11 protein-coding genes are annotated in these 21,279 nt (G+C 37.0%); all 11 read left to right on the forward strand.

Annotation, left to right across the window (positions count from 1 at the left end):
* The first annotated feature begins 75 nt into the window (after positions 1–75).
* The 11 genes from HHU12_RS12500 to HHU12_RS12550 all read left to right on the forward strand — a co-directional run bounded on the left by HHU12_RS12500 (position 76) and on the right by HHU12_RS12550 (position 20,912).
* Positions 76–1,800 (forward strand): IPT/TIG domain-containing protein, encoded by a 1,725-nt coding sequence (locus HHU12_RS12500; RefSeq protein ID WP_169657078.1) that lies wholly within the window; start codon positions 76–78, stop codon positions 1,798–1,800.
* Positions 1,801–1,916: 116 nt separating this feature from the next.
* Positions 1,917–4,274, forward strand: a complete 2,358-nt coding sequence (locus HHU12_RS12505) for a PA14 domain-containing protein (protein ID WP_169657079.1) — start codon at positions 1,917–1,919, stop codon at positions 4,272–4,274.
* Positions 4,275–4,740: 466 nt separating this feature from the next.
* Positions 4,741–7,242: a glycoside hydrolase family 95 protein gene (locus HHU12_RS12510; RefSeq protein WP_205959876.1), complete on the forward strand. Its 2,502-nt coding sequence runs from the start codon at positions 4,741–4,743 to the stop codon at positions 7,240–7,242.
* Positions 7,243–7,250: 8 nt separating this feature from the next.
* Positions 7,251–8,687: a hypothetical protein gene (locus HHU12_RS12515; protein WP_169657080.1), complete on the forward strand. Its 1,437-nt coding sequence runs from the start codon at positions 7,251–7,253 to the stop codon at positions 8,685–8,687.
* Positions 8,688–8,696: 9 nt separating this feature from the next.
* On the forward strand, positions 8,697–11,336 hold the full coding sequence (locus tag HHU12_RS12520) for a glycoside hydrolase family 31 protein (RefSeq protein ID WP_169657081.1): 2,640 nt from the start codon (positions 8,697–8,699) through the stop codon (positions 11,334–11,336).
* Between the two features lie 47 nt (positions 11,337–11,383).
* Positions 11,384–12,829 (forward strand): sulfatase-like hydrolase/transferase, encoded by a 1,446-nt coding sequence (locus HHU12_RS12525; RefSeq protein WP_169657082.1) that lies wholly within the window; start codon positions 11,384–11,386, stop codon positions 12,827–12,829.
* A 49-nt stretch (positions 12,830–12,878) separates the two neighbouring features.
* A complete protein-coding gene (locus HHU12_RS12530) occupies positions 12,879–13,775 on the forward strand; it encodes an alpha/beta hydrolase (RefSeq protein WP_169657083.1) in 897 nt (298 codons plus the stop codon).
* A 133-nt stretch (positions 13,776–13,908) separates the two neighbouring features.
* The gene (locus HHU12_RS12535; protein WP_169657084.1) at positions 13,909–15,507 is read left to right on the forward strand and encodes a sulfatase family protein; all 1,599 of its coding nucleotides are present in this window, start codon (positions 13,909–13,911) and stop codon (positions 15,505–15,507) included.
* A 35-nt stretch (positions 15,508–15,542) separates the two neighbouring features.
* The gene (locus HHU12_RS12540; RefSeq protein ID WP_240970946.1) at positions 15,543–17,309 is read left to right on the forward strand and encodes an arylsulfatase; all 1,767 of its coding nucleotides are present in this window, start codon (positions 15,543–15,545) and stop codon (positions 17,307–17,309) included.
* 42 nt (positions 17,310–17,351) lie between these two features.
* The gene (locus HHU12_RS12545) at positions 17,352–19,361 is read left to right on the forward strand and encodes a glycoside hydrolase family 97 protein (protein WP_169657086.1); all 2,010 of its coding nucleotides are present in this window, start codon (positions 17,352–17,354) and stop codon (positions 19,359–19,361) included.
* A gap of 66 nt (positions 19,362–19,427) precedes the next feature.
* A complete protein-coding gene (locus HHU12_RS12550) occupies positions 19,428–20,912 on the forward strand; it encodes a sulfatase-like hydrolase/transferase (protein WP_169657087.1) in 1,485 nt (494 codons plus the stop codon).
* The last annotated feature ends 367 nt before the right edge of the window (positions 20,913–21,279 follow it).

A 21,279-nucleotide genomic window follows, 5' to 3' on the forward strand; every position in this document is an offset into this window, starting at 1 on the left:
TTTATTTTTTTAATCCACAAGGTATATCACTTAAAGGTATTCCTTGTGGGTACTCACTAATCTGACATGAAAAAAATGAAAAATAACATATTAACGAAATATTTATTACCATCCTTATTGACTGCAGGGGTTCTATTCTATTCTTGTACGAAGGAAGATGAATATGAAGCGACAGTTCCTAGTTTTCAGGAAGTTGAAGTCAATAATTTTGCTCCAAAAACAGGTTTGCCATCCACTCAAGTGACGATTACAGGTAAAAACTTTGGAGACTTCAAAGAGCCTACATTTATCTATTTCAATGGTATTGAAGTAGACCAAAATTCATACATCTCTTACGGTGACAGTAGTATTGTTTTTCCAGTTCCTGTAGATGCTACAACTGGAGCGATCGAAGTGCGTTACCTTACACAATCAGTATTGATGGAAGAGGAGTTCGTTGTAATTCCTGGTGCGAAAGTAAGTGGTCTTGAACCAAGTATTGGTGTTGCAGGTGATATCATTGCTGTGCAAGGTGAAAACTTCAAGGAATCAGGTTATGATGTATCGGTTGTTTTTGAATCAAATGAAGGAGGTATTGCAGGAACAATCAAGTCTATCTCTGAAACTGAAATTTTAGTAGAAGTACCAAAAGGTGGTATTTCAGGCAACATCACTTTGATGCACGGCCCACAAGTGATTGAAGGTCCATTATTTACATATCCTTTCACAGGTTTAGAATCAGATTTCTCTGTAGATGAAAGTGGTTGGGTAGCTGCTAAAGGTTCAATCGGTACTTCTGATAATGTATTAAATGTATCACTTGTAGATGGTCAATCTTCAATTCAGTTGGAAAGCGGTGTTAACTTTGATGTGGCTACTTATCCAATCATTGCGATGAAAGCAACAAGAATGGCGGATTATGATCTAACATTTGAAACTGATTTTGGTACGTTCGAACAACTAAACGGTGTTTATAATTCTACAAATTACACAGGTGTATTGTATGGCGATATTTACTATTGGGACTTGACTTCAGGTGTCTTCAAAAATGAAGCAGGTGAGTCACATACTATGTCAACAACAGAAGATAATATCACGGAGTTAGTACAGTTCAACTTAAATACAATGTTGAACAGTGGTTTGAAGATTGAATACATCAGATCATTTGAGAACCTTCCTAAGCTGGAAGAATATGCAGAGCAAAGCTTGCCTGATGGTAAGTATGTTTGGGAATTTGATAGAAACGAATCTGAGAAAGTAAATTGTGATTGGACAGATCATAGATCATCAAACGCTACACATCAAGCTGATGGTAAATTTGTAGTGACATTCGGTGAAGGACGTCTTGATATGTGTCAAAACTGGAAAAACGGTAAAAATTCAACAGCAGGACAAAATGTTCCTGGAGATGCTGATTGGGTGGACAACTGGGTTTACAACCCTGAATTCCCGATTTATGCAGCAAGAATGGGTAACAGACCTGCAGGGTCATGGTTTACAAGAGCCTTTAGATCAGAAAGAGGTTTTGGTGGTAATGACCATATTTTAAACTCTATACAGATTTCTGAATCAAGAACTGATAATACAGGTACATTTATTTCTGACGATGTTTTCTATTGGGATATGAGTGTAGATTTAACCAATACTGAAATGATGACTGATAACCTAACAGGACGTCAAGGTACTAATATTTATGATATGAATAAATTCAATGGTAGCGAGATGGACGCATCTGTCATTGGTCAGCAGTTTGAGTTAGAATGGTTCATTACATTCAGATCTGTGGCTGAGTTAGAAGAATACTTAGCAAATGGTAATTAATTTTTTTTGAATAGTGTAATACAATAAAGTATTTTGATAAGTAAGTAAAGCAACTTTTTGCTTTACTTACTTCAATACTTTTATGTAATTTTTTTAATTTCAAAATGTAAACACAAATGATTTTATTTACTAAATTATCAAATTTAAGAAGGTATTTTAAATCCTTTTTACTCTCTATCGGTTTATGTCTTTTAGCTTCTTCTTTAGTACACTCAAACGAAACAATAACGGTGAGTTCTATGGAAGAACTTTGGGCTACAACTACATTATCTGACCAAAATGTTGTGATGACTCCAGGTACTTATGTTGTAGATAAAACGAATATGTACAGCAGACCTGATGAATATAAATGGGGAGGTACAGTGATTAGAGTGATGGGATCTAATAACACTTATGATTTCACTGGTGTAAAAATAGAAGTGAATTTTGATGCTTTTTTTGATAATGCACCGAAAGCTGAAATCGTGAATTTTCATAACACTGGGAACAATAACGTTTTTAGAAATCTTGAAATGGAAGATATCATTGCAGATGTAGAAGGGTTGGACTGCTCCGTGTTTGGTGGTGCGTTAGGTGTAATGTATGATGGTGACGATAATCTTATTGAGGGCTTCAAACTAACGATCCGTGGTTCTTACCCGTATGGTTATGGTGATATTTTTGGAAAAGGGGGGACTTGTAATCAAATAGGTCACTGTAAACATAGTGGTTATTTGGTAAGAGGAAATAGAAACCACCTCCTAAATTGTGAACTTTATAGCTTTGCTTACGGTCACGGTATTTTTGTGCAAGGTGGACATGATGCAGTAATTGAAGGATGTTATATAGAGGGTGAAGTACGTACAACAGATGATATTTATGATGAAATCGGTACGGGGTCTCCTGCAGATGAAGTGTATCAGCAATGGGGTTATTTCCGTACGGCCAATGATTGTAATGAAAATAATAATAACGAGGCTAATCCAGTAGAAGGTTTTAAAGAATTAGGACTTGAAAGAGGTTGGAGATTTTCTTGTCAAGAGGACGGAATTAGAGCTTATAATACGGGCCGTGTTTGGGATGCAGAAAGAAATGTGTTGTCAGATAGTGAAAGAAAAACAGAAAACATGACAGTCTTGAACTGTACTGTAAAGAATTTCAGATCTGGAGTTGTAATTACGCATGCTTCAGGTAAAAAGTATGCTGAAAACTGTGTTTCGATTGGTTGTGAAACAGCCTATAGTATGGGTAGTGGAATGGCTGTAAACTGTAAAGGTGATGCAACAAACGGCCCATTGATTGTTCATGAATATTCAAATGATAGAAATGGGTATGCAACTTTAGAATTGCTGAGATCTGAGGTAGAAGAAGAGACAGGTGTTTATAATAATATGCTGGCATGGTTATCTGGTAGTAATCACAATATTTCTATCAAATACGCTGAAGGTCATGAATATACGGCAGAAGATGCTCCTGATTTAGACATTCTAGTGGCAGGTGTAAGAACTGGCTGGAGACATGTTTATGGAACAAGAGACTATGCAGTAACTAATTCAATTGTAAGAAACTACACACACTATCCTTTTGTATTAGGGGATAAATCAAGTGATAATAAATACATTACTTGGGGCGAATTGATGGATCAAGGTTCCAATAATATCATGTTAGATGGTGTACCGGATACAGATTGTGGAGGTGATGTAATTGCACCGATTACTATTGAAAACGAAGAAGAATTAATAAAGGGAATCAATTACCATTACTATGAAGGTGCTTTTGTAGTATTACCTGAATTTGAAACGCTTACACCAAAGAAAAGTGCGACAATAGATGCCATCACTCTTCAAGTAAAAGATAATGCTGAAAGATTTGCTTTTGAATTTGAAGGCTATTTCAAAGTGGAAGAAGCAGGACCTTATAGATTTAATCTAGCATCAAGTGATGGTGCAAAATTATATATCAATGAAGAATTGGTTATCGATAACAGCGGAAGACATGATCTTGTAGAATTAGATAACACAGTTTGTTTAGAAGCGGGTTACTATGCTGTAAAAATCGAGTATTTCCAATATCAGAATATTGACTTTTTATCAGTAACCAAAGAAGGATTGAATGATGAAGGCCCTCAGTTCATTGATTTTTACGCAAAAGAAATTACAGAGGAAGACGACGATGACGACGATGATGATGATGACGGAGACAAAGACAAAGATGACGACGGTATTGTAAATAGTGTTTTCGATCAGGAAAGCTATGATAATTTCGTATCACCAAACCCTGTGGCTCATCAATTGAATATCACAGTTCCAGCTGAATTACTCAATCAGCAAATTGTATTATCAGTGGTTGATATCAATGGTAGAACAATAGAACAGACTTCCTTTACAGGAAAAGAACATACATCGATTGATATGTCTGATAAAACACAAGGTATCTATTTCATTAGATTGATCAGTAATGAGAAAGTCTATATCAATAGAGTAATCAAAAAATAAAAATGATAGTAGGAAGTTCAAAAAGGAGCTTCCTACTCCTTTCATTTATCAAAAAGATCTCTTTAAAACATTAGGTTAAACGCTTCAACAGAAATTAATAATCAATAAGTATGAAGAAAAAGGATGTTTCTTAATGAAGAAAAAAACACTTTACGAAGCATAACACGAACGCCTTTTTTCTGTCATATTACTTACAACAACACAGTATAAAACTAAAATCAAAAGACTATCAGTCTTTCTTATGGGTATGTAAAAAGCTCTTCTTTTATCTGACAATAGATGCAATCGATTGCACTTTTTAAAGCTGAAAAATGAGAAATAACAAAGGTTTAAAGAACGGATAGATAAAATATTAAAACAATTAAGTTGTTGATTATTAGTCTAAAAAGAATTGACTTGAAATGAATAAATAGAAGTAGATCTACTTGGTAAAAATTGGATATTTAGAATAGAAAAAAGTAGAACATTGGATTGTATTAGAAAAATATTTGGAGCCATAGGACTATGCATTATTTGCATAACGTCACTTAGTGCACAGCATAAATTATGGTATGATGCTCCTGCTTCTAATTGGAATGAAGCCCTGCCAATTGGTAATGGACGTATAGGTGCTATGGTTCATGGTGATCCGGTGAAGGAAAACATTCAAATGAATGAAGCAACACTTTGGTCGGGTAGTCCGCATAGCAATGACAATCCTGATGCAAAAGATGCTTTGACAACTATACGAACTCTGCTTTTTAATGATAAATATGAAGAGGCACACCGATTAGCCAACGAAAAGTTTATTTCAAAGACTTCTCACGGAATGAACTTTGAAACAGCTGGCAATATTTTCTTAAGTATGCCTCAACATGCGGAATATGCTGATTACTATCGTGAATTAGATATTGAAAAAGCAACGACCACCACTGCTTATGTAGTGGAGGGTGTAAAATATAAAAGAGAGGTTTTCACTTCTTTCACGGATCAGGTGATGATCATTCGCTTGACAGCCAATAAAAAAGGAAAAATTGATTTTACTTTATCAGCCTCAAGGCCTGCTCCATCAAAAGTAAAGATTTCTACTCCTTCGAATAATACTTTAATAATGGAAGGGACCTCTGCGGATGGTAAGAACAAAAGATTGCCTAAAGATGCGGATTACATCAAAGGAAAAGTAAAGTTTGAGACACAGGTTAAAGTAGAAAATGAAGGTGGAAAAGTCGTCGCCAATGGTCATGACATTAAGGTTTCCAAGGCTGATGCTGTTACGCTTTATGTAGCAATTGCCACTAATTTTGTCAACTACCAAGATCTGAGTGAAAATCCACATCAATTAACTACTAATGCAATCCAAAAAGCGGAAAGAAAATCCTTCAAAAAATTACTTGAGCATCATACGCAGTACTATCAAAAATTCTTCAAAAGAGTAACGCTTGACTTAGGAAAAACGAAAGCTTCTGAAAAACCAACGGATCTTCGCATTCAAAATTTCAGTAAAGAAAATGACCCCTCATTAGCCACGCTTTATTTTCAGTTTGGAAGGTATTTATTAATCTGTTCTTCTCAGCCTGGAGGACAGCCTTCCAATCTGCAAGGGTTGTGGTGTAATGACCTGACACCGCCTTGGAAAAGTGCGTACACGATCAACATCAATACAGAAATGAATTACTGGCCTGCGGAAGTTACCAACCTTCAAGAAATGCATGAGCCTTTAATTGAAATGATAAAAGAACTCTCTGTAGTAGGGCAGAAAACGGCCCAAGATATGTACGGTGCAAAAGGTTGGGTGACGCATCACAACACTGACTTATGGCGTATTTGCGGACCTGTAGATGGTGCAACTTGGGGGATGTGGCCAATGGGTGGCGTTTGGTTAATCCAGCATCTTTGGGATAAGTTTATGTTCAGTGGAGATGTAAATTATCTGAAAACCGTGTACCCTGCAATGAAAGGAGCGGCTGAATTTTGCTTAAGCTTTGCCGTTCCGGAACCTGAGAAAAATTGGCTGGTTATTTCCCCTTCTACCTCTCCAGAGAACAGGCCCTCTCATCATCCTAAGATGGTAAATATAGCTTATGGAACCACGATGGATAATCAACTGCTCTTTGATATTTTCACTAAAACCATCCAAGCGGCAAAGCTCCTAGAGAAAGATGAGGATTTAGTAATAGAGATGGAAAAAGCATTAACTCAATTGGCCCCAATGCAAATCGGTAAACACGGGCAATTACAAGAGTGGATGCAAGATTGGGATAACCCTGAAGATCATCATCGACATGTCTCTCATCTTTATGGTTTATTTCCATCCAATCAAATTTCACCTTACAACACACCATTGTTGACGCAAGCATCTAAAAATGTATTGATCTACAGAGGTGACCCGTCTACAGGGTGGTCTATGAATTGGAAAATAAATCTTTGGGCAAGATTACTGGATGGAAATCATGCTTACCGTTTAATGGAAAATCAGATCAAATTGGTAGGTCGATCAGAGTCTCAAGTCGGAGGTGGAACCTATCCTAATATGCTCGATGCACACCCGCCTTTCCAAATTGATGGAAACTTTGGGTTTACCTCTGGTTTGACAGAAATGCTTTTACAAAGTCATGATGGAGCTGTTCAATTACTTCCAGCGTTGCCAGATGTTTGGCCCAAGGGTCAAGTCAAAGGCTTGAGAGCTCGTGGTGGTTTTGAGGTAAAGAATTTGGTGTGGGAAAATGGCAAATTAAAAGAGGTAGTGATCCAATCTACAATAGGTGGAAATCTAAGAATTAGAACCTATGAGAAGTTGGTCTTGAATAATGGAAAGAATATTAAAATCGCTTCCTCAGACAATCCCAATTTCTTTTATCAAACACCCTCTATCAAAAGGCCTCTGACAGCGTCACAAAATACAGTTGAACTTTTTGATACAAAACCGTATTTCGAATACGATATCTCTACAATAAAAGGACAAGAAATTAAACTATCAACAATAAAATAACAGACTCGATGGAACAAAAAAAATGGTTACTCTTAGTACTGTCATTGATGATAAGTACAACGATTTTCGCACAACAAGAAGTTAATTCAATTGAAGAATTACTTCCTTATTTAAAACAAAATAATGCCAATGTAAAACTTGCACCAGGCACGTATACGGTCACAGCTAAAGACGTAAAAAAGGGTAAGTTCAAAGAGTTTACGAATATCTTGAATCACAAAGTATATGTACTCTTTTTGTTTCAAGGGAATAACAGTACTTATGATTTTACAGATGTGACCATCAATGTAGAAACAGCTGTTTTCAATGCTTTTACGGACTACGATGACTTTTATGAAGTACAAACAATCGGCAATAATAATGTCATCAAAAACATGACACTTGTAGACGTAGGAACTGTTTATGATTACCCAAAAGAGGGAGCGTGTAATATTGTAATGGATGGAGCGAATAATAGAATTGAAGGTTTTCATGTTTCAACCAAAGGTTCTTATCCTTATGGTTATGGGGAAACTTTTGGGAAAGGCGGAAGAAATGTCATCAAACATTACAAGCACTCTGCATGCTTGGTGAGAGGTTTTAAAAACCATGTGAAGAATACAACGGTCATTCACCGAAGTTATGGTCATGCTATTTTTATGCAAGCGGCAGATCAGCCCATTATTGAAGGGTGTTATGTGGAAGGCGAAATGAGATCATCGGATGATATGCTGGCAGAAGAAGGAACGGGTTCTGATGGTGATAAAGCTGGTTTCATGACATATTGGGGCTACAAATTGCCTTCTGGATATATGATGTGTTTGGGAGAAGAAGGCATAAGGGCTTACAATGGTGGGGAGACTGTGATCAATGGTAAAGAATATAAAAGAGGAACTTCTAACCCCACTATTTTGAATTGCACTGTGAAAAATATGAGAGCGGGTGTCACACTTACTCATGCTACGGGTAAAAAGTATGTAAGAGGAACGACGGCGATTGGCTGTCAAAGAGGTTTCTGTATTGGTTCGGGCGATATCATTGATTGTTACGCTGATACGCAACATGGCCCTGCCTTAGGCGTGGACTATGAGAGAGATGAAGGAATGAACGCTGAAATCACATTGCTTCCATATGAAGGGAAATCATACAATGGAATGGGATGTGCGGCCATGGTCATCGGTTCCAATCATAAAGTGGTTTTAAAATCATTAATTCCCGAAGGAAAGACGGATCAAGATTTAACTATAAAAATCGGTGGAAATAACAATTCCATTGGGATGAAAGGGAAAGATCAAAATTACTATGCGGGCAATAACATCATCCATAATTTCACTGCACACCCTCTTGAACTTGATGATAATGCAAAAAGCAATCATGGTATTTCAGCAAGTGAAGTAACAGATGAAGGGTTCAATAACCATATTTTCAAAAAAGATATTCAGTTACAATTGAAAACTATTAAGTAGCGATAAGTGATGAAAAAGATATTCAAAAATACACTATTTGGCCTTATCGGTCTAAGCTTCATTTTGTCATCATGTGGGCAATTTAAATATCCGGTTACAGAAATTGATAATAAAGTCACTGTACAAATGGATAGCTTGAATTTAACCATCGAAATTATCGATGAATCCATTATTCATGTTCAAAAAAGTTTGGTAGGTGTAGAACCGATAAAGCATCCAGATTATGTTACGGTTTTGAAACCTCAGAATGTTAACTGGAAGATGAAAAAATCGGAGGAGCAACTGAGTATTTCTACTGAAGCTTTAAAATTAATTGTCAATGTAGACGGTACGATTGAGTATCAAGATGCAAAAGGGAAAAAGTTGGTGAGTGAGACGAATGATCTGACATACATCAATCAAAATAAAAAAGCAGATTGGAAAGTTTCCCAGGCGTTTGTGGCAGGTGATGAAGCCTTGTATGGATTGGGACAGTTTCAGAGTAATATTTTAAACTGGAGGGGAGTATCTAATCGTTTAGAGCAATACAATCAGGAAGTAGCGATTCCTTTCTTAATGTCCACCAACAACTATGGTATTTACTGGCATAACTATAGTGTGACGGATTTCAATCAAGCGCAACATGAAATTTCTTTTGATCAAAAAGAAGAAGCTTTTGCAAGTGTGGAGGAGGAAAACTTGGGGCAAGATGCAGAGAATGTTGTAAAGCATAAAATGAAGGAAAATAATGATAAAAACATTAGAGTGACGACCTTTATTCCAGAAAAAACAGGGGAGTACAGCTTTTTTGTAGAAAGTGATAAATCCAATAGAATGCGTGGTGAAATTCGTGTATTGATTGATAATGATACGGTCATCAACTATGCCACGATTTGGGTACCCACTTGTCATTCGGGCACAAAGAAACTTCAGGCAGGAAAGGCTTATAAGGTCACTTTCCAAAATTCCGGAGCCAAGAAAATGAAAGGTCGATTATTTTACAATGAGCCTGATTTTGACAAAACAGTATTTAGCAGTGAGGAAGGCAATGTAATTGACTATTATTTGATTCATGGTGAAAACCCAAGAAGAGTACTAGCTGAATACCACAACTTGACGGGCAAATCGAAATTATTTTCTAAAAAATCTTATGGTTTCTGGCAATGCCGTGAGCGTTACCATAATCAAGAAGAATTGTTGACCAATGCGAGAGAGTTGAGAAAAAGAAAAATTCCGGTGGATAATATTGTTCAGGATTGGTTCTATTGGCCTGATGGAACAAAGGGACCCGAATGGGACAGAAGCAAGTATCCCAATCCTAAAGCAATGGCGGATGAAGTGCATGACCTCAATATGAATTTGATGGTTTCGGTATGGCCAATGGTCAATAATACGCCTTTGTTGGAAAAATATGATTTACTGCAATACAAACTCGGAAAAGGAAATCATAATCTTGATTTTTATGATGAAGGTGTTCGTGAGCGTTATTACAGAATGCTAAGTGATAGTATGTTCCATTTCGGAGTGAATTCAATTTGGCTTGATGGAACAGAACCTGCTTCAAAACCAAGAAATGATGTGCAAACGGCAATTGGCCCTTTCAAGGAAGTGAAAAATGCGTATTCATTGTTGGTCAGTAAAGCCATGTTTGAAGGAAAAAGAAAGGAGTATCCAAACGAGCGTATTTTCAATTTGACGCGTTCTGCGTACCCTGGTCAACAACGATATGGTACCGCCACGTGGTCAGGAGATGTACAATCAACATGGGAACAATTCGCAGAGCAAATTCCAGCAGGTCTAAACTTCACGATGGCGGGAATGCCTTATTGGTCGCATGATATTGGCGGTTTCTTTAGAGATGCCAATTCCATCAACCCCATCTACGATGATCAGTATACTAATGAGGAATTTATAGAGCTGTTGAATCGTTGGTTTCAGTTTGGAGCATTCAGCCCGATTTTCCGTATTCATGGTTATGTTTCAGAAACGGAAATCTGGAGATATGGAAAAGCTTTTGAAGCGTCTGCCCGAAAGTTTATTGATCTCCGTTATCAGCTGATGCCCTATATCTATTCGGAAGCATGGAAAATCACAAAAGATGGACATACATTGATGAGTCCTTTGGCATTCTACTATCCCAATGATCAAAAAACATGGGACATTAAAGATCAATTATGCTTTGGTGAAAATATAATGGTAGCATTTGTGACGGAATACAAGCAACGTCATAAAAACGTCTACTTGCCAAAAGGAGAGTGGTTTGACTATTGGACCAATAAAAAAATGCAGGGAGGACAATTAGTAAGAGCAAAAGCTGATTTTGATGAAACACCTATCTTCGTCAAAGCGGGTTCTATCCTTCCAATCGGCCCTAAGGTACAATACGCTACGCAACCCACTGATGAGCCTTTAAGATTGAAAATCTACCCTGGTAAAGATGCTCAATATACGCTCTACCAAGATGATAATACTTCTTATGAATATGAAAAAGGAGCTTTTTCGGAAGTGATATTTGAATACTCTGAAACAGCTAAAACTTTGACCGTGAAAAAAGGGAACGGTGATTATATCGACTTTGAAAAATCGCCAATGCAATTACATGTGGAGCTAGTAGGAAGCAAAACAGAAGAGATTGCTTTTGAAGGTCAGACACTGCAAGTACAATTATAATTGGAACATTCTTATTCCTAGCTATTATATCTAATGCTTTAAACAAGATGAAGAATTACTTATTTACCATATTACTAATAGCGATAAACTGCCCCTCCACAAAGGGGCAAAAACAAGCACAAGAAAAGCCCAATATTGTGGTTATTTTATGTGATGACTTGGGGTATGGTGATTTATCTGCTTATGGACACCCGATCATTAAAACGCCTCATTTGGATAATATGGCTCAAAAAGGAATTTTGATGACCAATTGTTATTCTTCTGCACCAGTTTGCTCACCATCAAGAGCGGGTTTGTTGACTGGAAAAAGCCCTAATAAAGTGGGAATTTATGATTTTATTCCAGGCTATAAAAGAAGTGAGGATTTACGTGATTTAGTTCATTTACAGGAGTTTGAAAATACGATACCATCAGTACTTAAATCGGCAGGGTATGCAACTTGTTTATCAGGAAAATGGCACTGCAGTTCTAGGTTCAATAGTGATGCACAACCAAAGCCAGATTATTTTGGTTTCGATCATTGGTTTGCAACGCATAATAACGCTTCTCCAAGTCATCAGAACCCATCCAATTTTGTAAGAAATGGAAATAAAGTAGGTGAATTGGAAGGCTTCAGTTGCCAAATTGTAGTAGATGAAGCGATCGGTTGGCTGAATACAAAACCCTCTCATCAACCCTTTTATTTACAGATCACATTTCATGAACCTCACGAGCCCATTGCCTCACCTCAACAACTGATTGATAAAAACCTGCCTCTCAGTGAAAATGAAGCACAGGCTAAATATTTTGCAAACGTAGAAAATATGGATCTAGCCGTTGGGCGATTATTGAATTATTTAGAAGAGAATAAATTAGATAACACACTGATTTTCTTTACGTCTGACAATGGGCCAGAAACACTTATGCGTTACAGCAGAGCTAAGCATTCTTATGGTTCTCCGGGGGAATTGAAAGGTATGAAACTGTGGACCAATGAAGCCGGAATTAGAGTTCCCGGAATTTTATATTGGATGGGGAATGAAACCTTTCATGGCACTTCTGATGCCGTCATTTCAGCACTCGATCTTATGCCAACGTTAGCAGAAATAACGGGTGTTCAACTCGAAAATAAACATGAATTGGATGGAGAGTCTTTTGTAAAATGGATAAAGACAGGACAAAAGAAGAGAACAAAACCACTGGTGTGGGCTTTTTATGATGCCCTAAATCAACAACGTGTGGCGATGCGATCGGAAGATTGGAAAGTATTGGCCACACTAACTGTAGATGGAAAAGAACTACCCAAGTTACATAACCTTTATGATGGAAATGAAGCATTAGTGAAAAGTGCCAAGCTAACCAATTTTGAACTTTATGATATCAAAAATGATTTGGGAGAAACAAACAACTTAGCTTCTTCTAAACCTAAGGTTTTAAAGAAAATGAAAAAGGTGATGGAAGAAGAGTATCAACTTTTATTAGAGGAAAGTTTTATATGGAGAAGAGAAAATTAAAAAGTTGATCAATTAAGCAATGACCATTGAGTGATAACAATAATAAGACATGAAAAAGACAATACAACTATTACTATTGATACTATTTACCTCGTCCATGTGTATGGCACAGAAGGAATTGAAGTCCTTGGGTGGGATAGACAGGAATCAACCTTTTTCTTTAATCTATAAAGAGATCGATACTTTACAGTTAAAATTGACCTTCCATTATCCTGAAAAATTCAATAAGAAGAAATCATACCCCTGCATTATATTTTATTTCGGTGGAGGTTGGAACGGCGGGTCAATCAAGCAGTTTAAACCCCAAGCTGAATACTTTGCATCAAGAGGGATGATTACTGTTTTGGCAGATTATAGAGTAAGAAATCGACACAAAACCACTCCTTATGAATCAGTGGAAGATGCAAAATCAGCGATTCGTTTTTTAAGAAAAAATGCTGAAGTTTTAAATATAAATAGTGAAAAAATAGTAGCATCAGGAGGATCTGCAGGAGGACACTTGGCGGCAGCATGTGGTGTTTGCCCTCAATTAGATCATCCTAATGAAGACCTCAGCATCAGTTCAGTTCCCAATGCATTAATCCTTTTCAATCCAGTGTTTGATAATGGACCGGAAGGATTTGAGCATAAAAGAATGGGAGAGCAATGGAGAACGATTTCACCGGCTCATAATATCACAGCGGAAGCACCGCCAACCATCGTTTTCTTAGGAAGAGAAGACCCCATTATTCCAGTATCTATTGCAGAAAATTACAAAGCTAAAATGGATGCAGTAGGACGTCGTTGTGATTTGTTTTTATACGATAATGCCGGTCACGGTTTTTTCAATAATTATAAATACGATGGAAAATTTTATAAGATCACTCTTTATGAGACTGACATGTTTTTGAAGTCGATTAAGTATATCAAAGGGAAACCTAAAATGATTGTTGATAGTGAGCTATAGATTTTCATTTACACAGCCGAATTTAAGTTAGATTGATAAACACCTAATTATTATTAATCCTTTTCAATTGAAATACTGTAAGGGTGCTTTTTGGAGCATTCTTACAATTTCAAAATTTAAGTTTCAAATCAGAATGAACAGATTTTACTTGTTTCTATATATCGGGTTAGTTTCAATTTTTTTAGCTCCTCTAACATCTAGAGCACAAGCGAAACAACGTCCAAACATAGTCATTATTTATACTGATGATCAAGGTTATGGAGATGTAAGTGCTTTAAACAAAGACGCAAAATTTGTAACGCCCAATATTGATAAACTTGCTGATCAAGGAATTATTTTCACTGATGGGCATAGTAGTGATGCCGTATGTTCACCATCAAGGTATACTTTATTGACGGGTCGATACAGTTGGAGAACGTCATTAAAGAAAGGAGTTTTAAGAGCTGATGGACCTTGTCTGATTGAAAAAGGACGAATGACCATCGCATCACTTTTAAAAGAGAATGGCTACAACACTGGAATGGTGGGGAAATGGCATTTGCAGATGGATTTTGTTGGTGAGCCCAAAAAGAACAATAGAGATTGGTCAAAACCATTTGTGGAAGGACCGATTGAATATGGCTTTGATTATTTCTTTGGAATTCCTGCCAGTATGAATTTTGGTATCCTTACGTATTTAGAAAATGATAAAGTACTAGATCCTCCTATTCTTTGGACCAAAAAGAAAAAGAATAACAATCCTAGAACTTATGTGGGTGTTGGTCCAGCAGATTACAGAATGACACCGCCTTATTTAGAAGAAATGCCAAAAAAGGGCGGAATTGAGGTGGCTCCGTCTTTTAATGATGAATTGGTATTGGAGACATTTGCCGGAAAGGCAGTCGACTATATCAATGAAAGGGCTGAAGAGTCGAAAGCTGGAAAACCCTTCTTTTTATACCTTGCTTTGACCAGTCCGCATTTACCACATTGCACACATAAAGACTTTCAAGGGAGAACAGCTTGTGGAAACTACGGCGATTTTATAGAGGAGACAGACCATAGAGTAGGGCAAGTATTAGAGGCTTTGGAAGACAATAAATTGACAGAAAATACACTCGTTATATTTTCTTCTGATAATGGTGCTGAAACAAATTATACCTATCATCAAACCACCTATCAGCATTTTAGCAACCTGCATTTCAAAGGTGGAAAAAGAGACATTTATGAAGGAGGGCACAGAGTACCATTTCTTATGCGTTGGCCCAATGGAATAGACGCCGGTCTTCAATCAGATTTTCCTGTTTGTCAATCGGATTTTTTAGCAACAATTGCTGATATCATTGATAGACCATTGGATGATCACGAAGCGGAAGATAGTTTCAGTCTATTTCCATTGTTGAAAAATCATGAGGAAGACTATACAAAAGAAAGAGTAGTGATTCATCACTCGGCATCAGGACATTTTGCGATCCGACAAGGAAAATGGAAACTCAATATGTTCAGAGGTTCAGGCGGATCTTTAAAACCTGCTTTTGTAACGCTTAAAGAAGGTGATCCAAAATTTGAACTTTATGATTTGGAAAAAGACCCTTCTGAAACCACAAATCTTTATTTCGAATACCCTGAAGTGGTAGAAGAACTGACTTTAAAGATGACAAGCAGTATTGAGAACGGAAGGACTACAAAAGGCCAACCTCAACCTTATATCAAAGAAAATTGGGAACAAATAAACTGGACTAAAATAAATTAATGATGAGCAGATTTCTAAAAAATACTAGTAGGATAATGTTACTATTATTCGCGTTGTTTCTAAACTTACAGCAATCCAATGCACAAGAAAAAGAAAAACCAAATATCATTCTGATTATCACAGATGATCAAGGAATGGGCGATTTAGCCGTAACAGGAAATCAGTTTGTAAAGACGCCCAATATTGATAAGTTTTCTAAAAGTGCAATTAATTTCACGAACTATCACGTCTCTACAACTTGTGCACCTACAAGAGCATCATTGATGACAGGGCGCCACTGCAATAGAGTAAATGTCTATCATACAATAGCCGGAAGATCCATTTTATTTGAAGACGAAGTCACTTTACCTCAAGTGCTGGCCCAAAATGGGTATACCAATGCGATGTATGGCAAATGGCATTTGGGAGACAATTACCCTTATCGACCTGAAGATAGAGGTTTTCATGAAGTGGTTCGTCATGGGGCAGGGGGAATTGGTCAAGGTCCTGATTATTGGATGAACGATTACTTTAGCGATACTTATTTTCATAATGGAAAAGAACAACCTTACAAGGGTTACTGTACGGATGTGTTTTTTAATGAAGCATTAGGCTTTATTGAAAAAAACAAAGATCAACCTTTCTTCTGTTACATTGCTACCAACGCACCTCATGCACCTTATAATTTACCACAAGAATACCTTGAAATGTATGAGGGGAAAAAGTATGAGCATATTCACCCGCGTTGTCGTCGTTTTTATGGTATGATCACCAATATTGATGACAATTTTAAAAGGTTAGAAGATAAATTAAAAGAGCTTGACATAGACGATAATACTATTTTGATTTTCACGACTGACAATGGAACTTCTGCTGGCCGAAAAATCTTTAATGCAGGCTTAAAAGGAGGAAAAGGCAGTCAGTTTGATGGTGGTCACAGGGTTCCTTTTATGATTCGATGGCCTAATGGTGAATTAACAGGCGGTAAAAATGTGGATCGATTAGTGGCACATTATGACCTGCTTCCAACATTTGTTGATCTGCTGGGTTTGGATTTCAACCCTGTAAAACCACTTGATGGAAAAAGCCTTAAGCCTTTACTCACTCAGGGCAATCCAAAGTGGGAAAACCGTATTTTATATATTGATACACAGCGAGAACAAAACCTTATTAAGTATAAAAAATACTCGGTGATGGATGATCATTGGCGATTGGTTGATGGTGATAAACTCTACAATATCACTGAGGATAAGGGGCAGGAAAAAAATATCATTGAGCAACATCCAGAAGTAGCATCACGTCTATCAGAAGGTTATGAAAGATGGTGGCAATCCTTTATTGATGAAGGAGTGGATGAGCGTTACGCTTACATTAAAGTGGGGTCAAAATATGAAAACCCAAGTAAAATTTCATCTCACGATTTATTGATTGGAGCTTACAGAGGAGTGTGGCATCAGAATGGAGCCATCGAAGCGGAACAAGCATCAGGAAATTGGAAAATTGAGTTCGTAGAAGGTGGTGATTACACAATTACACTGAGACGTTTTCCAAGAGAAAGCAAATTAGCCATTAACTCCACTTTTCCTGCTCAAGAAAAACGAATTGAATTGGACAAAACGGCCCCTGCAAGTGTGAAGAATGACTTTACTGAAGCAAGAATGTATGTGGCAGGGATTACCAAATCAGAAAAAATTGGTGAAGGTCAAAAAGAGGTCACTTTTAAATGTAAAATTCCCGCAGGGAAATATGATTTGGAAGCCGAACTGATTGATAATTTGGGGAGAGTGCATCCGGCTTACTATGTATATATAGAAAGACTGTAATGGATAAAATGTCCTGTTTTACACCATCAAAATTTACAGATAATGAGTTACTTAACATATAGAGCCATCTTTTTTAAAGTCATCTTATGTCTTCTATTTATCCATACTTCGGTGGCATCTGCAAAACCGCAAACCATTAAGGTAAAATCACCGGATAACAGTAAGGTGCTTCTTATTCATCCTGAAGGAGAAAAAGGTATAACGTTTAGTTTACTTTATGGGAAAGAAGAAGTGGTTCTACCTTCCACATTGACTTTAAAATCAAAGGATATTGACTTTACATCACCTTTTAAAGTGGTGAATGTAGTGAAAGAAAAGGTGAAAAATGAATGGGTAAATCCGATCGGTGAACGTAGTACAGTAACGGATCATTATACTCAAGTGAAAATTGAACTTCAAAGTAAAACCTCTTCCTTAAATCTCATCTGTAGAGCCTATAACGAAGGAGTCGCTTTTGCTTATGAAATACCTCAACAAAATGGCCTTTCTTTTATCAATATAGAGGATGAAAACATTACTTACCGTTTCAAGAAAGACCATCAAGTTTGGTCAACACCAAAAAGAGAATCAGGTAAATTAACGGCTCAAGGTGAGTATCAAAAAATTGCATTATCCCAACTTGAAGTGGGGTGTGAAAGACCACTTTTGATTGAAGTAGATTATGATAAAAAATTAGTACTTGCGGAAGCAAAATTGGTGGATTATGCACGTCTAAGTTTTCAAGCGGGAAAGAAAGGAGCTTTTGAAATTGTATCCTCTTTAGATGGGAGACAGGAAGATATAAAACAGGATAAAATTACGGGTGCAGTGATAGAGGGAGAAAGCAGTAATGCACCTAAGGTAAAGGGAAAACTTCCACTTCAATCACCTTGGAGAGTAATGATGATGGCTGAAAACTATGGTGAATTATTGGAGAACAATTTTATCATTGAAAACCTAAATGATCCATGTGCCATTAAAGATCCTTCTTGGGTTACGCCTGGAAAAGTACTGAGAGAAGGAACGCTGACGAATCAAGGTGCATTAGCTTCCATTGATTTTGTGGCAAGCCATAACATGCAATATGTTCATTTTGATGCCGGTTGGTATGGCAATGAAATGGATAATGCTTCCGATGCCACCACTATTACACTTGATCCCAAAAGATCTAAAGGCCCATTTGATTTAGAAAAAATATGTCAATACGCCAAGAGTAAAGGAATAAAGGTGATGCTTTATGTCAACCGTCGTGCTTTGGAGAAACAACTAGACGATTTGCTTCCTTTATTTTCAAAATGGGGTGTGGCAGGGATTAAGTTTGGTTTTGTGAGAGTGGGAGATCAGGAAGCTACCGCTTGGATGCATGAGGCCATTAAAAAAGCATCTGAATATAAAATGATTGTTGATGTTCATGATGAATACAGACCGACAGGTTTTTCAAGAACGTACCCTAACCTCCTCACACAAGAAGGAATAAGAGGAGATGAAGAAACAGTTCCCAATCAACATACATTGATTACAATGTTCACGCGTTGTCTAGCAGGAGCTTCTGATAATACTGTTTGTTACTACAACAAGCGAGTAAAAACAATGGGTTCCAATGCTTCTCAACTTGCAAAAACAGTTTGTATTTATAGCCCATTACAGTTTTTATACTGGTATGATAGTGCTCCGCTTTCTCCTATGAAAGATGATGCTTTATGGGGAAATACAAAGCATATTGGAAATGAACCTGAATTAGAATTTTTCAATAACGTACCTACAGTTTGGGACGAGACCAAAGTACTAAAAGCGGAAATAGGAAAAATAGGTGTGATAGCACGAAGAAAAGGGAATAATTGGTTTGTTGGCGGTATTAACGGTATGGAGCCTCAAGTTATAGCACTTGATTTTTCATTCCTCAATAAAAAGAAAGAGTATACCGTAAAAATATACACGGATGACGATACGATGAAGACCCGTACTAAAGTGAAAATCCAACAACAAAAATTGACCTACGATCAAATTCTAAATTTAAAGATAAAGCCTAACAATGGGTTTGTTCTTCACATTACACAAGACAAACTTTTGTAATGAAAATTCATCATTGAGCTATTGGTGATAAAGAACTTGAAATGAATTATTAAACTTACTTTCAAAATGAAAACAAAACTACATTTAAAAATAGGCATAGTATTACTATTGGTGGTTTTAATCGGTGGAAGCTGTCAACTTCATCAATTGAATAAGGAGCAGAAACGTCCTAATTTTCTATTTGTATTAGTAGATGATCAGGCTCCGTTTGATTTAAAATTATACAATCCAAATTCCATTTTGGAAACGCCAACCATTGATAAACTGGCCCAGTCAGGAATGACCTTTGATGTGGTCCGACATATGGGTTCAATGAATGGTGCGGTGTGTACTCCCTCTCGTCATATGATTATGAGTGGTAGAAGTGTTTGGCATTTACCGCCAAGTGCTGAATTTCAAAAACAGACATCCCCTCATGCTTTAGACAGTATGACCATAGGTGCCATTTTTAATAATGCGGGCTACAAAACCATGAGAACTTGTAAGAAAGGAAACTCTTACCCTGGAGCGAACCGTCAGTTTTCAGTGGTGAAAGATAAAACGAAACGTGGCGGAAGTGAAGAAACAGGCAGTGCATGGCATGCAAAACAGGTACTAGAATATTTATCAGAGAGAGAAGCAACGAAGGAGGAAAATCCGTTCTTTATTTATTTTGGTTTTTCTCATCCTCATGATGAAAGAAACGGGACACCAGAATTGCTTGAAAAGTATGGAGCCGTTAACCATAAAGACAAAAAAAGTTTACCTCCATTGAATAGTAAACAGCCTGCCCTGCCTGAAAACTATTTGGCAGAACATCCTTTTTTTCATGGTCATGTTAATTTGAGAGACGAGGACAGAGTAAGGGGGGTATGGAAAAATAGAGATGAACAAACTATCCGCAATGAATTTGGGAGAGAGATGGCTTGCTCTGAAAATATTGATATACAGCTTGAAAAAGTATTGCAAAAACTGGATGAAATGGGGGAGTTGGAGAATACGTACATTATCTACACAGCCGATCATGGTATAGCTGTTGGGAGACATGGTTTGATGGGTAAACAGAATCTATATGAGCATAGTTGGAGGGTACCATTTATAGTGAAAGGCCCCGGAATTAAAGCCAATACTAGAGTAAAAGGAAACGTGTATTTATTAGATATTTTCCCAACACTTTGTGATCTGGCCGGTATTCCAATTCCAGAAACAGTGGAGGGTGAAAGCTTCAAAAAGGTTTTAGAAGGAAAAAGCAATACGCTAAGAGATGAAATGTATGGGGTGTATTGTGGTGGAACAAAACCAGGTATGCGCGCCGTAACAAAGGGAGATTGGAAACTAGTGAAATACGATTTGATGGATGGTGCTGTTCGCCAAACTCAGTTATTTCATCTTGGCGAAAATCCTAATGAGTTTTTACCAGAACATCATAAAAAAGGGAAAATGGAAACCAATCTCGCCAATGATCCTAAGTATGCAGATAAAGTAGAAGAATTGGAAGCATTACTGCTCCAACAAATGAAATATTACGATGATCCTTATCGACTTTGGGATCAAGAAAGTAGTGAATTATAGATGGAAGTAAAGGGGGATTAGGTGTTGTGGTGCTCAGACCCATAATTGAAATTATGGGCTTTTGGGAAGATATCACATTTTCACTCTTAGGAATATAATATTGAGATTATTATAAAACTATATAAAATACAGATAATGTGAATTTTACGATAAACATCGGAAATATAGATAGCTCCCCAAAAGCCCATGACTTCAGTCGTGGTGCACGCAATTCTAGCTTCTATTTTTTCAATAAAACAATGACCACATAAGAAACGAACCTCAAAAAATAGGAAAAGCAAAATGGGTTCTCATTCTACTGGTTTACTTTTTACAATAATGAATTTCACATATGAATAAACTCGCAAAATTATGTTTAGAAAACTTA

The organism is Flammeovirga aprica JL-4 (assembly GCF_012844305.1).
GTDB lineage: Bacteria > Bacteroidota > Bacteroidia > Cytophagales > Flammeovirgaceae > Flammeovirga > Flammeovirga aprica.

Bases quoted from the DNA above. Each gene is read 5' to 3' on its own strand.
- HHU12_RS12530 (WP_169657083.1), top strand. From the start codon at position 12,879: ATGAAAAAGACAATACAACTATTACTATTGATACTATTTACCTCGTCC.
- HHU12_RS12525 (WP_169657082.1), top strand. From the start codon at position 11,384: ATGAAGAATTACTTATTTACCATATTACTAATAGCGATAAACTGCCCC.
- HHU12_RS12500 (WP_169657078.1), top strand. From the start codon at position 76: ATGAAAAATAACATATTAACGAAATATTTATTACCATCCTTATTGACT.
- HHU12_RS12540 (WP_240970946.1), top strand. From the start codon at position 15,543: ATGTTACTATTATTCGCGTTGTTTCTAAACTTACAGCAATCCAATGCA.
- HHU12_RS12545 (WP_169657086.1), top strand. From the start codon at position 17,352: ATGAGTTACTTAACATATAGAGCCATCTTTTTTAAAGTCATCTTATGT.
- HHU12_RS12535 (WP_169657084.1), top strand. From the start codon at position 13,909: ATGAACAGATTTTACTTGTTTCTATATATCGGGTTAGTTTCAATTTTT.
- HHU12_RS12520 (WP_169657081.1), top strand. From the start codon at position 8,697: ATGAAAAAGATATTCAAAAATACACTATTTGGCCTTATCGGTCTAAGC.
- HHU12_RS12505 (WP_169657079.1), top strand. From the start codon at position 1,917: ATGATTTTATTTACTAAATTATCAAATTTAAGAAGGTATTTTAAATCC.
- HHU12_RS12550 (WP_169657087.1), top strand. From the start codon at position 19,428: ATGAAAACAAAACTACATTTAAAAATAGGCATAGTATTACTATTGGTG.
- HHU12_RS12515 (WP_169657080.1), top strand. From the start codon at position 7,251: ATGGAACAAAAAAAATGGTTACTCTTAGTACTGTCATTGATGATAAGT.